Origin of the sequence: Microbacterium sp. CFBP 8794 (assembly GCF_014841235.1) — a bacterium.
In the GTDB taxonomy this organism is placed as follows: domain Bacteria; phylum Actinomycetota; class Actinomycetes; order Actinomycetales; family Microbacteriaceae; genus Microbacterium.
The window spans coordinates 265,560-278,969 of record NZ_JACYTT010000001.1 but is presented as its reverse complement, the minus strand read 5'-3'; the positions used below and the strand labels follow the sequence as shown (position 1 = coordinate 278,969).

Genomic DNA, 13,410 nt, shown 5'->3' with positions numbered 1-13,410 from the left:
ATGGATATCGCAGGAGCCTCCGCCCTCGTCACCGGCGGTGCCTCGGGCCTGGGCCTGGCCACCGTCCGCCGCCTCACCGCAGCGGGCGCGAACGTCACGATCGTCGACCTGCCCTCCTCGAACGGTGCCGCCGTCGCCGAGGGGCTCGGTGGCTCCTTCGTCGCCGCCGACGTGACGGATGCCGACCAGATCGCGGACGCCGCCGCCCGCGCCGCCGAAGCGGGCCCCCTGCGCGTGGTCGTCAACTGCGCCGGCATCGCGCCTCCCGCCAAGGTGCTCGACCGCGAGGGCGCGCCCACCTCGCTGCAGGACTTCGAGCGCGTCGTGCGCGTCAACCTCATCGGCACCTACAACGTCGTCGCGCAGACCTCGGCCGTCATGGCGAAGACCGAACCGACCGAGAGTGGGGACCGCGGCGTCATCGTGAACACGGCGAGCGTCGCGGCCTTCGACGGACAGATCGGCCAGCCCGCCTACTCCGCCAGCAAAGGCGGCGTGCACGCGATGACGCTGCCCCTCGCGCGAGAGCTCGCCCGCTACGGCATCCGGGTGGTCACGATCGCCCCCGGAATCATGGAGACCCCCATGCTGAAGGGTCTCCCGCAGGCTGCGCAGGACTCGCTCGGCCAGCAGGTGCCCTACCCCTCCCGCCTCGGAACCCCCGACGAATACGCGCGTCTCGTGCTCGCGATCGCCGACAACGGCTACCTCAACGGCGAGACGATCCGCCTCGACGGCGCGATCCGGATGGCGCCGAAATGACCGACGGCATCCTGCTCCACGTCGAGGACGGGCTCGCGCGCGTCACCTTCGACCGCGCCGCGTCGCTGAACGCGATGGACTTCCCGATGGCGCGCCGCTGGCGCGAGGTCGCGCACGAGGTGACGTCGGACGCGTCCGTCGGAGCGGTGATCCTGGATGCCACCGGCCCCGCGTTCTGCGCGGGCGGCGACGTGGTGGCCATGGCGACGACCGGGGCGTCGGGGCGCGAGGTGACCGAGACGGCCGAGGCGATCCACGACGGCATCCGCACCTTCGCCGAGGGGCCGCTGCCGATGGTCGCCGCCGTCCAGGGTGCCGTCGCCGGTGGCGGGCTCGGCCTCATGCTCACCGCCGACTACGTCGTCGCGAGCGAGAACGCCCGCTTCGTCAGTCGCTACGCCAACATCGGCCTCACCCCCGACCTCGGCGTCTCCACCCTGCTGCCCGCGGCGATCGGTCAGCGGCGTGCGCTGCAGCTGCTGCTGCAGGACCGCATGCTCTCAGCCGCCGAGGCCCTGGATTGGGGGCTGTTGGCCGAGGTCGTGGCATCCGGGGATCTGGCGCCCCGTGTGAATGAGATCGCGCGGTTCTGGCTCGACGGCGCGACCGCGGCGTTCGGGCAGGCGACGCGCCTCGTGCGCGTGGGCGCCGGACGCACCCTGGCCGAGAACCTCGCCGACGAGGCCGCCACGATCGGCGCCGCCTTCGACACCCCCGAGGCGAAAGCGCGGGTCGCCGCCTTCGCCGCCGCCTCCGCGAAAGGACGCGCATGAGCACGTCGCCCTCCTCCGGCGCCGCACTGGCCGGAAAGACCATCCTCATGTCGGGCGGCAGCCGCGGCATCGGCCTCGCCATCGCGCTGCGCGCCGCGCGCGACGGGGCGAACATCGCGCTGCTGGCCAAGACCGACACCCCGCACCCCAAGCTCGAGGGCACGGTGCACACCGCCGCGGAGGCGATCCGCGCGGCGGGCGGTCAGGCACTGCCCATCGTCGGCGACGTGCGCGACGAGGAGTCGATCACCGAGGCCGTGTGGCGCACCGTGGGGGAGTTCGGCGGCATCGACATCGTCGTGAACAACGCCAGCGTCATCGACCTGTCGGGTTCGCTCGAGCTCGCGACGAAGAAGTACGACCTCATGCAGGACGTGAACGTCCGCGGCACGTTTCTGCTCTCGCGCTCCGCGGTCCCCTCGCTGAAGGATGCCGAGAACCCCCACATCCTGTCGCTCTCGCCGCCGCTGAACGTCACTCCTCGCTGGCTGGGGGCGCACACCGGGTACAGCCTCGCGAAGTTCGGCATGACGATGGCGACGCTGGGCCTCGCCGAGGAGTTCGCGGGCGACGGGATCGCCGCCAACACCCTGTGGCCGCGCACGACGATCGCGACCGCGGCGGTGCAGAACGTCATCGGCGGCGACCGGCTCATGGCCGTGTCGCGCACGCCCGAGATCTACGCCGACGCGGCGTACGAGGTGCTCACCGCACCGGCACGCGAGCGGACCGGGCAGACGCTGATCGTCGAGGACGTGCTCCTCGCCGCGGGGGTGACGGACTTCTCGGGCTACGCCGCCGTGCCCGGAACGCCGGATGCCGCGATGTACCCCGACATCTTCTTGGACTGAACGGGGCGCCGGTCCCTTCCTCGGGCGGTAGAGGTCGTGCGGTGGGCGTGGGGTCGTGGGGCCCCGCGGTGGGCGTGGCGTCCTCCGTCGGCGCGGGGCGCTGCGGTCGGCATCCATAAACGCTGTTCGTGCGCATAAACGCTCTGTCACCGCGTTTATCGGCACGAATCGCGTTTATGGGCGGGTGCACCGCTCGCACGACAGATCGACGGGCCAGCCCGACGCGAGCGAGGTGCGCGGTGCCGCAATGGCGCACGGCTCCCAGCGGGCGAGGAGTCGCGGTGGTGCAGTGCGTCCATGAACGCGATTCGTGCGCATAAACGCCCCGTCACCGCGTTTATGCGCACGAACAGCGTTTATCGGCATCGCGGATGCCGAGCGGGCGCCGCCGCGCGTGGGCGCCGCCGGGACGACGGGTCGCTCAGGCGCTCAGGTCGACCGTCGTGCCGAGGCCCTGCGCGCGGGCGGCGCGGATGAAGACGTCGGCGACCGCGACGTCCTGCGCACCGATCCCCACCGAGTCGAACAGCGTGATCTCCTCCGGCGACCGGCGGCCCCGCGCGAGACCGGCGACGACCTCTCCGATCGTGCCGACGACGTCGGCCTCGGAGATCGCGCCCTCGGCGATCGCCCGCAGCAGGTCGCCCGACTTCGTGCGCGCCGTCGCCCGGTCGTCGACCCAGATCGAGGACCGGGCCATGGCCGCACCGTCGACCTCGCGCTCATCCGCGCGCGGGCGGGCGCCGACGACGTTGAGGTGCTGCCCCGGGCGCAGCCACGCGCCCTCGACGATCGCCTCCACCGACGGGGTCAGGGTGCAGACGACGTCGGCCTCCTCGAGCACCTCGCGAGGGGATGCCACGACGTCGATCGTCGTGGGCCATCCCTCGTCTCGAAGCTCGGCGGCGAGGCCCTCGGCGCGCTCGCGCGTGCGCGACCACACCACGACGCGGTCGAAGGGCCGCACGTCGCGCAGCGCCAGGGCGTGCTCGCGGGCCAACGCCCCGGCGCCGATCAGGCCGAGGGTCCGGCTGTCGGGGCGCGAGAGCGTGCGGGTGGCCACCGCGCTGGCGGCGGCGGTGCGCACCCGGGTCGGCACGGCGCCGTGCAGCAGCGCGACCGGCGACCCGTCGACGCGATCGACGACGAGGATCATCGAGCGCTGGGTCGGCAGCCGGCGCCCCGCGTTGTCGGGGACGTCGGCGAGGAGCTTGACGCCCGCGAGGTCGGAGGCCTCGGACACCGCCGACATCAGGATGAAGCGGTTGGAGTCCGCCGGCGTCGACATCGAGGTCGGGCCGGGCTGATCGGCGCGGCCCTCGGCGATCTCGGCGAACCCGCGGGAGACGGCCTCGGCGATGGCCTCGCGGTCGACGAGACCCTCCAACTGGGGCGTGCTCAGCAGCAGCATCAGGCGCGGCTCCCGTCGGTCAGCTCGAGGGCGTCGGCGACGACGACACCGCGGAAGAGCACGGTGCGGTCGATCGGGCGGTCCATCACGGCCGCCGTCACGGTCTCGCCGGCGACCAGCACGAGGTCGGCGGGGTCGCCGATCCCGACGCCGGGGTGCTCGGCGCCGTGGGCCGGCATGGCCGCCCGGCCCATCACCGCGCGACCCCCCACCGTGGCGATCGCGACGCAGTGCTCGATGTCGTCGTCACGGCGGAAGCCGTTGGTGAAGGCCAGCTGCCAGGTGCGGTCGAGCATGTCGGTGTTGCCGTAGGGCGACCAGTAGTCGCGCTGGCCGTCCTGCCCGAGGCCCAGCGCGATGCCGTACTCGTCGAGCAGGTGCGTGGGCAGCGGCGACGGGGGGGCGATCGTGGCCATCGAGATGCCGAGGTCGCGGAACTGCTCGAGCAGCGCCCGCAGTTGCGCCTCGGGCAGGCGCCCCAGGCCGTAGCCGTGCGAGATGGTGACGCGGCCGCGCATGTCGAGGGCGCGGGTGCGCTCGACGATCAGCTCGGCCGAGAACTTCGCCAGCTGGTCCGGTTCGTGCAGGTGGATGTCGATGGGGGCGCCGTAGCGCTCCGCGATGGAGAACACGGCGTCGAGATGCCGGACCGGGTCGCGATCCAGGGCGCACGGATCGATCCCGCCGACCACATCGGCACCGCGGGCCATCGCCCGATCGAGCACCTCGATCGATCCCGCCTCGCGCAGCAGACCCGCCTGCGGGAACGCGATGATCTCGACCTCGCACCGGTCGAGGTTGGCTTCGCGCGCCGCGAGCACGGCATCCAATCTCTCGAGATCCGCGTCGACGTCGACCTGGGCGTAGGTGCGCACCTGGGTCGTGCCGCGCGCGATCGCGCCCTCGAGCGTCGTCGCCACGCGGTGCTCCATGCTCCGCTCGGCGTGGCGCCAGTTGTCGCGGTCGTTCAGCATCATGCCCCACACCCCGGGCACCCCGGTGTGGGGCCGGAACGGCAGGCCGATGCGGGTCGAGTCGAGGTGCACGTGCACGTCGGCGAACGACGGCAGCAGGATGCGTCCGCGGCCCGACACCGTCTCGGTCGCGGGGTCGATGGGTTCCGTGCCCGCCGGATGGATGCCGGCGATGAGACCGTCGGCGAGGACGACGTCGGAGAGGGGACCGCCCCAGGGGCGGACGTCGGTGAGGACGGTGGAGGTCACTCGAAGCTCGTTCCGGTGAAGTCGTACAGACCGTCGGCGCGCGGGGTCCAACGCAGTCCGCTCACGGCGGCGAAGTTGTTGAAGGGCACGTACAGCGGAACGAAGTAGCCCTGCGTGTTGCTGTAATCCAGCAACTCCTCGAAGACCTGCTGGCGTGCGTCGCCCTCGACCCCGCGCTGCTCCGCCGCCCAGGCGGCGGTGGCGGGATCCTGCGCGTAGTTGTTGTTGCCGGCCGTCTCATAGAAGTCGGTGAGGGGCAGGTCGCCGTCGAGCGTGGAGGGGGCCCAGGTGTTGAGGTAGACGCCCTGCATCTCGCGGCCGCGCACCTTCAGCGTGTGGCTCTGCTGGTCGGCGCCGCGCATGTCCACGGCGATGCCGACGGCCTGCAGGTAGCCCTGGATGCTCTGGGCCACCTCGCTCGAGAGCGGGATGCGACCGTCGGTGGCGTAGTCGAACGGGATCGGCGTGCCGTCGTAGCCGGCCTCGGCCAGCAGCGCACGCGCGCCGTCGGGGTCGTAGCCGACGGGCTGGACGGAGTCGGAGAAGCCCTCCACCGCCGGCGCGATCATGGCCTTCGCGGGCTCGGCGAGTCCCGACAGCAGGGAGTCGACGATCGCCTGGGTGTCGACGGCCTTGGCCACCGCCTGGCGCACGCGCACGTCCTGCAGGGGGCCGGCGGTGGAGTTCACGCCGAGGAAGACGACCCCGTTCGAGGCGGCCGAGAAGGTCTGCGCCGACGGCGCGGCCTGCACCGAGGCCACCTGCGTCGGTCCGATCTGGGCGACATCGAGGCTGCCCGAGAGCACGCCGTTCGCGCGCGATTCGGTGGACGACACCGGCTGCAGCGAGATCTCCTCGATGACCGGGGCCGGACCCCGGTAGTCGTCGTTGCGCTTCAGGTCGTACGACACGCCCGTGGTGATGTTGTCGAAGACGTAGGGCCCCGATCCGATCGGCTCCCGGGCGTAGGCGTCGGCCCCCATCTGCTGGTAGGTGTCGGCGGGCACGATCGAGATGAGCGAGGTGTTGCGGGGGAAGGCCGAGAACGGCTGCTTGAGGGTGAAGCGCACGGTGGTGGCATCCACCGCCTCGACGCTGTCGAGGGACGAGAGGTAGGCGTAGTTCTCGCCGCTCGGATCGCCCAGGATCGTCTCGTACGTGAAGACCACGTCGTCGGCGTCGATGGCCTCGCCGTTGCTGGCGGTCACGTCGGGGGTGAGCGTGAACTCCCACTGGGTCAGGTCGTCGTTGGCTTTCCAGTCCGTCGCGAGCTTCGGCTCGAGGGTGCCGTCGGCGGCGATCTTCACCAGCTGATCGTGGGTGTGGAAGAAGACCGACAGTACGACCAGCGCGCCCGAACGGATGGGGTCCATGGAGCTCGGATCGGTGGGCAGAGCGGCGGTCAGGCTCGTGCGGGCGGTCTCGCCCGAGCCGGTGGGGGAGTCGAATCCGCCGGCGCATCCGGCGAGGATCACGCTGCCGAGGGTGAGGGCGGCGGCGCCTGCGAGGGCGCGGCGGGCTGTCGAGCGGGTCATGAGAGGGCCTTTCGGGTGGGCGACGCAGAGAGGGCGGGTGAGTCGGCGAGGGTGGGTGACGCGGGCCGGGTGGGTGAGTGGGAGAAGAGGTGCGGGATGGCGTCGAGCAGGGTGCGGGTGTACGGATGCCGCGGCTCGGCGAAGACGCGCTCGGTCGGGCCCTCTTCGACGATGCGTCCGGCCTGCATCACGACGACGCGGTCCGCGATGCCGCGGACGACGCCGAGGTCGTGCGAGACGAAGAGGTAGGCGAGTCGCTGCTCGCGCTGCAGACCGCCCAGCAGGTCGAGCACCTGCGCCTGGATCGAGACGTCGAGCGCCGAGACGGGCTCGTCGAGCAGCACGATCGCCGGGTCGAGGGCGAGAGCGCGGGCGATGCCGACGCGCTGGCGCTGCCCGCCCGACAGACGGGTGGGAAGACGGTCGTCGAACGAGCTGTCGAGGCCGACCCCGTCGAGCAGCGTGCGCACGCGCGCCGAAGTGAAGCTCCGGCGGATCTTCAGCGGTTCGCCGACGGAGCGGGCGACGCTCATGCGCGGGTCCAGCGCCGACGACGGGTCTTGGAACACCACCTGGGCGCGCGAGCGGATCTCGGCGCTACGTCCGGCGATGTCGGGGGACACGGTGCGCCCCTCGAAGCGGATGGTGCCCGCGCTCGCCGGGGTGAGGCCCAGGATGGCGCGCAGCAGCGACGACTTGCCGCATCCGGACTCCCCGACGACGGCGACGGTCTCTCTGGCGCGGATGCGCAGGGACACGCCGTCGACCGCCCGGGTGCGTCGGCCTCGTCGACCGGGGTACTCGACGACGAGGTCGGTCACCTCCAGGGCGGGCTCCTCGGCGGTTTCGACGAGCGCCGGGCGGTCCGCCCCGGTGCGGGTCGACGGCGCCGCCGCGAGCAGCCGCCGCGTGTACTCGTGAGCGGGGGCCGACAGCACCGCGCGGGTCTCACCGTGCTCGACGACTCGTCCCGACCGCATCACGACGAGGTCGTCGGTGTGCTGAGCCACGAGGCCCAGGTCGTGGCTGATGAGCGCCAACGCCGACCCGGTGCGTTCGCGCACGTCGTCGAGCAGGGCCATGACCTGCGCCTGGACCGTGACGTCGAGCGCCGTGGTGGGCTCGTCGGCGATGAGCAGCAGCGGGTCGTTGGCGATGGCCATGGCGATGACCGCGCGCTGGCGCATGCCGCCCGACCACTGGTGGGGCCGCGACGCCGCGCGGTCGGCGGCGTCGCGGACGCCCACCGATTGCAGCAGCTCGACCGCGCGTCGGCGGGCGGCGGTGCGCGAGGTGGCGGGGGAGTGGGCGCGCACCGCGGCGGCGACCTGCGCACCCACCGAGCGCAGCGGGTTGAGCGCCGACATCGGGTCTTGGAACACCATCCCGGTCACCCGGCCGCGCATGCTGCGGAGCTCCCGCTCGCTCATCGACGTCACGTCGCGGCCGTCGATGCAGACGCTCCCCGAGGCGACGCGCACGCCCGGGGGCAGCAGGCCGAGGGCGGCGAGCATCGTGAGGCTCTTGCCGGAGCCGGACTCGCCGACGACGCCGAGCGCGGACGAGGGCGCCACCTCGAACGAGACGTCGTGAACCACGGTGCGGTGGCCCTCGTCGGTCGTGGCATCCAGACGCAGGTTCTCGACGGACAGGACGGGACGGGTCATCGTCGGGCTCCCTTGCGCAGGAAGGCGCCACGCGCCTCGGCGGTGAACTGCTGGCTGAGGAACTGCACGCCGCCCACGGCGAGGAACATCGCGATCCCGGGCAGGATCACCAGCCAGGGGTCGGTGGCCAGGTACTTCTGGCCGTCGTAGATCATGGCGCCCCAGCTGGGCGTGGGCGGTTGCACGCCGAGACCGAGGTACTCCAGAGATGCCTCGACGAGCACGATCGTGGCGATGTCGGTCGCGGCGATGATGAGCGTGTGCGGCCAGACGTTCGGCAGCACGTGTCGGGTGAGAGACCAGAAGCGATCGGCACCCTGTGTGCGCGGTGCCACGACGAAGTCCTGCGCCCGAAGGGCCGCGGCGACGTTGCGGGTGACCCGGGCGTAGCCCACCCACCAGGTGCAGCCGACGACGAGGATCGTAAGCCCCGCGCTGGGCGGGACGACGGCGCAGACGGCGATGAGCAGCAGCACGACGGGCATCGCCAGCACGGTGTTCGACAGCACCGACAGAGCGGACTCGATCCGCCCTCCGAAGAAGCCGGCCAGGATGCCGACCGTGGTGCCGATCACCGCGTTGAGGCACACGATGGCCACCGTGATGCCGAGGGTGACGGCGGAGGCGAGGGCGATCCTGCTGAACAGGTCGCGCCCGAGCGGGTCGGTGCCCAGCGGGTGCGCCGGGTCGACGAAGGGCGGGAGAAGGACGCGCGACAGGTCCTGCCCGAACGGGTCGAAGCCGGGCAGCACGGGACGCAGCGCGGTCGCGCCGACCACGACGGCGAGCATCACGATGCCGACGACGGCCGAGGGGCGCAGGCGCCGACGACGGGGCCGAGGGGGCGGTGCCGAGGTCGCGGCCTCGGGGAGCGGGGGCAGGGCGACGGTGGTCATGAGGTGGCCGTTCGGGGGTCGATGCGGGCGACGAGCAGGTCGACGAGGGTGTTGACGACGACGAAGGCGACGGCGACGAAGAGGAGCCCCGCCTGGACGATCGGGAAGTCGCGCTGACTCACGGCGGCCGTCAGCAGGCTGCCGAGCCCCGGCCAGGCGAACACCACCTCGACCACGACGGTGCCGCCGAGCAGACCGCCGAGGTTGAGGCCGGCCATGCCGAGCACCGGCGGCAGGGCGTTGGGGAGCATCTGCGTGAACAGGATGGTCGGTCGCGACTGGCCGATCGCGAAGGCCGTGCGCACGTAGTCCTGCTCGGCTTGATCGCTCAGCGCGGCGTCGAGCAGGCGGAGATACATCACGAACTGGCCGGTGGCGAGGGTCACGACCGGGAGTACGAGGCTCGCCGGACTCGTGCGGCCCAAGGACGGCAGCAGGCCGAGCGTGACCGAGAAGATCAGCACGAGCAGCAGAGCGAAGAAGAAGTCGGGCACCGCCTGCCGGGTGGCGCCGAGCCAGCCGACGACGGCGCGCAGGACCCGGCTGCCACTGAGGTGGATGACGACGGCTGCCACGAGCGCGAGGGCGAAGCCGGCCAGGAACGCCCAGAAGGCGAGTTCGACCGTGGCGGGGAGGCGTTCCCACACGAGCCCGAGCGCGGACTCGTGCAGGCGGTACGAGTCGCCGAGGTCGCCGACGACGACTCCGCGGAGGAAGTCGAGGTACTGCACCATGACCGGGCGGTCGAAGCCGAGGCTGGCGTTGAGCGCGTCGACGTCGGCACTGCTGGCGTTGTCGGGGAGCAGGAGTGCGCCGGGGGCGCCGGTGAGGCGACCGAGGACGAAGCCGATCGTGACCACGAGGAAGACCGTGGCGCCGGCCAGGGCGAGGCGGCGGAGGAGGAAGGCGAGCACGGAGGTGACGCTACGGCGCGCAACGGGTATACCAAGGCGATGTAACGAACACGCAATGTGATCCTTACGCGGGCGTCACTTTGGAGTACCAAATTGCGATTCAAGCCATTTGAGCGACCCATATTGCGTCGTTTGGAATACCAAACGACGGTTTCCTCCCACGTCTCACCCCTGTCAGGATGGAGGCGTGGACGACGACATCGACGCGACCGGCCGGCGCATCGCGCACATCCTGCGCGAGCGCATCATCACCGGTGAGATCGACATGGGCGACAAGCTCGGCGAACGCGACATCGCCGAGGAGCTCGGCGTTTCGCGGGTGCCCGTCAGAGAGGCGCTGCACGTGCTCGAGGCCGAGGGGTTCGTGTCGTCGGCCCATCGCCGTGCGGCCGTCGTGCACCGCTTCACGGTCGACGACGCGAGGGAGCTGTTCGACATGCGCATGCACCTCGAGCCCTTCGCCGCGGCACTCGCCGCGGAGCGCGCCGCCGCGGGCGCCGACACCGCAGCGCTGCGGGCCGCGCTCGACGTGGCGCACGTCGCGTCGGTCGCCGCGGCGTCGGCCTCGTCGCGCAACTCCGATCTGCACGACGAGATCTTCGCCCTCGCCGGTCACGCGCTGCTCTCGCGGATGAGCGGTCTGCTCACGGGGCGCACGCGATGGCTCTTCCGTCTGACGCCCGAACGCGACACCCCCGGTCGATGGGATGAGCACGCCGAGATGGTGGAGGCGATCGTGGGCGGGCACGTCTCGCTCGCGCAGACGCTCGCCGCCGCGCACGTCGAGCGGGCCCGCGTGGAGTCGATGCCGGGTCTGGTCGAGCGGCTTCCCCCCGTCGAGCGGGCGGAGCGTCGCCGGCGGTCGCGCCGGGTCACGTCGGGGGCCTGACCGCGCCGAGAGGGCGCCCGCGCTGCTCCACCCGGCTGCGAGTAACGCGATCCGCGGGTCCATCTGCATGACCGGTGTGGCGCATGTGCTGTCGCGCGGCGTGTGAGGCGCCGCACGAACCCACGCTCCTGCATGTGGACCGCGTGGGCCCACGACCCGTCAGATCAGGCCCAGCTCCGCGAACGCGTTGTGCACGCCGTCGTCGAGCACGGCGGTGGTCACCCGGCCGGCGAGGCGCTGCAGTTCGGGCACGGCGTTGCCCATCGCGACGGGGGTGCCGACGACCTCGAACATCTCGACGTCGTTCCAGCTGTCGCCGATGCCGATGGCGTCCGTCGCCGACAGGCCCAGTTCGGCGAGCACGTCGGTGATCGCGGAGCCCTTGGTGACGCCGGCCTGGCCGATCTCGCCGTTCGAGCCGCCGGGCAGCGGGATCGAGCCCGGGATGACGTGGAACCCGTCGCCGAGCTCGGCGGCGGCGTGGGCGACGGTGTCGGTCGAGGGGCTGACGAAGACGGCCTTGGCGACGGCGTCGCGGTCGACCTCCGACACCGGGCGGGGCTCGCGCCACAGCGGCTGCTCGGGGGGCAGGCCCTGGGCCTCGAGCTCGGCCGCGCGCTGGGCGTGACGCTCGCGCCGGTACTCGTTCATCACGGCGCCCATGCCGGGGCTGGCGAAGACGCCGCCGTGGGTCTGCAGGAAGTAGTGGATGCCGTGGGCCTCGAAGTACCGCTCGAGGGTGTCGACGTCGGCGCGGGGGAGGGGGCGTTCCACCAGCGTCCGATCGGCCTGGGTCGCATACGCTCCGCCGTTGGTGATCGCGCCGTCGAAGCCGATGGCGAGCACGTCGGGGTGGATGTCGCCGGCGGAGCGGCCGGTGCTGAGCCACACGAGGTGCCCGTTCTCTCGCGCCTGTCGGATGGCGGTCGCCGTCGAGGGCGCCATCACCGAACCGTGCTCGAGGATCGTGCCGTCGACGTCGAGGAAGGCGATGCGGGTCATAGATGTACTCCAAGAGATCGGCCCCGGGCCGTGAGGACCCGGGGCCGATCCGATCAGGGGGGGGTCAGCGCGTCAGCGACGCGCCATTGGTGCGGATGACGTCGGCGTACCAGCCGAACGACTTCTTCCGGTAGCGGTCGAGCGTTCCGGTGCCGTCGTCGTTGCGGTCGACGTAGATGAAACCGTATCGCTTGCTGAGCTGAGCGGTGCTGGCGCTGACGATGTCGATGCAGCCCCACGAGGTGTAGCCGAGCACGTCGACGCCGTCTTCGAGCGCCTCGCCGACCTGCACGAGGTGGTCGTTGAGGTAGGCGATGCGGTAGTCGTCGACGACCGTCTTCTCGCCGTCGACCTCGACGAGCTGGTCGCGCGCGCCCAGGCCGTTCTCGACGATGAACAGCGGCTTCTGCCACCGGTCCCAGAACTGGTTCAGCACGAGGCGCAGGCCCACGGGGTCGATCTGCCAGCCCCACTCGCTCGCTTCGAGCGTGGGGTTGGCGATGCCGCCCATGATGTTGCCCTCGCCCTCGGCGCGCTTCGCGGGGTCGGCGGTCTCGGCGATCGACATGTAGTAGCTGAACGAGACGAAGTCGACGGTGTTCGTCAGGTCGTCGCGGTCCTGATCGGTGATGTCGAGGGCGATGCCCTTCTCGCGCAGCGTCCGCAGGAAGTACCCGGGGTACTCACCGCGGGTGTGCACGTCGCCGTAGACGAGGTTGCCGTGGTCGGCGTCCATGACGGCGCGGGCGTCGTCGGGCGACGGGGTGAGGGGGTAGATCGGCATCGACAGCACCATGCAGCCGACCTTCGCCTCGGGGGCGACCTCGCGGGCGATGCGCGTGGCCCGGGCCGATGCCACGAGCTCGTGGTGCATCGCCTGGTAGAGCTGCTGCTCGGGAACGCCGCCCTCGGGGATCGGGATGCCGCCGCTCATGAACGGGGCGTGCAGCAGCGAGTTGATCTCGTTGAACGTCAGCCAGTACTTCACGCGCGAGCCGAAGCGCTCGAGGAGCGTGCGGGCGTAGCGCTCGTAGAACCCGATGAGCTCGCGGTTCGTCCAGCCGCCGTAGGCCTCGGCCAGGTGCAGCGGCGTCTCGTAGTGCGAGATCGTCACGAGCGGCTCGATGCCGTGCTTCTCGAGCTCGTCGAGCACGCGGTCGTAGAACGCCAGGCCCTCTTCGTTGGGCTCGGTCTCGTCGCCCTTCGGGAAGATGCGGCTCCACGCGATCGAGAACCGGTAGACGCCGAAGCCCATCTCGGCGAACAGCGCGATGTCCTCCGCGTAGCGGTGGTAGTGGTCGATGCCGACGAGCTTGAGGTTGTCGGGCGTGGGCTGGTCGCTGCGGGAACCCGAGATGCCGCGGGGCATCACGTCCTGCACCGAGTACCCCTTGCCGTCTGCGTCGTACGCGCCCTCGATCTGGTTCGCGGCGGTCGCGCCGCCCCAGAGGAAGCCGTCGGGGAAGGAAGTGGTCGTCATGGTCTGT

12 protein-coding genes are annotated in these 13,410 nt (G+C 71.5%); 4 read left to right on the top strand and 8 right to left on the bottom strand.

The annotated features are described in order from the left end of the window. The 3 genes from IFU19_RS01190 to IFU19_RS01180 are packed head-to-tail and all read left to right on the top strand — an operon-like array spanning nucleotide 1 to nucleotide 2,386. Complete coding sequence (locus IFU19_RS01190; RefSeq protein WP_192012695.1) at nucleotides 1-762, top strand: SDR family NAD(P)-dependent oxidoreductase; 762 nt, start codon at nucleotides 1-3, stop codon at nucleotides 760-762. After that, the gene (locus tag IFU19_RS01185) at nucleotides 759-1,535 is read left to right on the top strand and encodes an enoyl-CoA hydratase/isomerase family protein (RefSeq protein WP_192012694.1); all 777 of its coding nucleotides are present in this window, start codon (nucleotides 759-761) and stop codon (nucleotides 1,533-1,535) included. The genes IFU19_RS01190 and IFU19_RS01185 overlap by 4 nt, the downstream gene beginning before the upstream one ends. Beyond that, nucleotides 1,532-2,386: an SDR family oxidoreductase gene (locus IFU19_RS01180; RefSeq protein ID WP_192012693.1), complete on the top strand. Its 855-nt coding sequence runs from the start codon at nucleotides 1,532-1,534 to the stop codon at nucleotides 2,384-2,386. Before IFU19_RS01185 ends, IFU19_RS01180 begins: the two co-directional genes overlap by 4 nt. A gap of 421 nt (nucleotides 2,387-2,807) precedes the next feature. On the opposite strand, the gene IFU19_RS01175 is transcribed toward IFU19_RS01180, so the two are convergent. From IFU19_RS01175 to IFU19_RS01150, 6 genes are read right to left on the bottom strand one after another with little or no spacing between them, the layout of a single operon-like run. Further along, on the bottom strand, nucleotides 2,808-3,797 hold the full coding sequence (locus IFU19_RS01175; protein WP_156459345.1) for an ornithine cyclodeaminase family protein: 990 nt from the start codon (nucleotides 3,795-3,797) through the stop codon (nucleotides 2,808-2,810). Further along, a complete protein-coding gene (locus IFU19_RS01170) occupies nucleotides 3,797-5,020 on the bottom strand; it encodes an amidohydrolase family protein (RefSeq protein WP_192012692.1) in 1,224 nt (407 codons plus the stop codon). Before IFU19_RS01170 ends, IFU19_RS01175 begins: the two co-directional genes overlap by 1 nt. Next, nucleotides 5,017-6,555, bottom strand: coding sequence for an ABC transporter substrate-binding protein (locus tag IFU19_RS01165; RefSeq protein WP_055832797.1), 1,539 nt, complete (start codon nucleotides 6,553-6,555; stop codon nucleotides 5,017-5,019). The genes IFU19_RS01170 and IFU19_RS01165 overlap by 4 nt, the downstream gene beginning before the upstream one ends. Continuing rightward, nucleotides 6,552-8,222, bottom strand: coding sequence for a dipeptide ABC transporter ATP-binding protein (locus IFU19_RS01160; protein WP_192012691.1), 1,671 nt, complete (start codon nucleotides 8,220-8,222; stop codon nucleotides 6,552-6,554). The genes IFU19_RS01165 and IFU19_RS01160 overlap by 4 nt, the downstream gene beginning before the upstream one ends. Further along, on the bottom strand, nucleotides 8,219-9,118 hold the full coding sequence (locus IFU19_RS01155) for an ABC transporter permease (RefSeq protein ID WP_055832798.1): 900 nt from the start codon (nucleotides 9,116-9,118) through the stop codon (nucleotides 8,219-8,221). Before IFU19_RS01155 ends, IFU19_RS01160 begins: the two co-directional genes overlap by 4 nt. Continuing rightward, on the bottom strand, nucleotides 9,115-10,032 hold the full coding sequence (locus IFU19_RS01150) for an ABC transporter permease subunit (RefSeq protein WP_192012690.1): 918 nt from the start codon (nucleotides 10,030-10,032) through the stop codon (nucleotides 9,115-9,117). The genes IFU19_RS01155 and IFU19_RS01150 overlap by 4 nt, the downstream gene beginning before the upstream one ends. A 187-nt stretch (nucleotides 10,033-10,219) precedes the next feature. Here IFU19_RS01150 and IFU19_RS01145 point away from each other — a divergent pair, with 187 nt between their 5' ends. Continuing rightward, nucleotides 10,220-10,921 (top strand): GntR family transcriptional regulator, encoded by a 702-nt coding sequence (locus tag IFU19_RS01145; protein ID WP_055832800.1) that lies wholly within the window; start codon nucleotides 10,220-10,222, stop codon nucleotides 10,919-10,921. A 159-nt stretch (nucleotides 10,922-11,080) separates the two neighbouring features. On the opposite strand, the gene IFU19_RS01140 is transcribed toward IFU19_RS01145, so the two are convergent. Next, entirely contained in the window at nucleotides 11,081-11,923 is an 843-nt protein-coding gene (locus IFU19_RS01140; RefSeq protein ID WP_191915423.1) for an HAD family hydrolase, read from the bottom strand. Between the two features lie 64 nt (nucleotides 11,924-11,987). Next, complete coding sequence (locus IFU19_RS01135) at nucleotides 11,988-13,403, bottom strand: glycoside hydrolase family 1 protein (protein ID WP_192012689.1); 1,416 nt, start codon at nucleotides 13,401-13,403, stop codon at nucleotides 11,988-11,990. Between the last annotated feature and the right edge of the window lie 7 nt (nucleotides 13,404-13,410).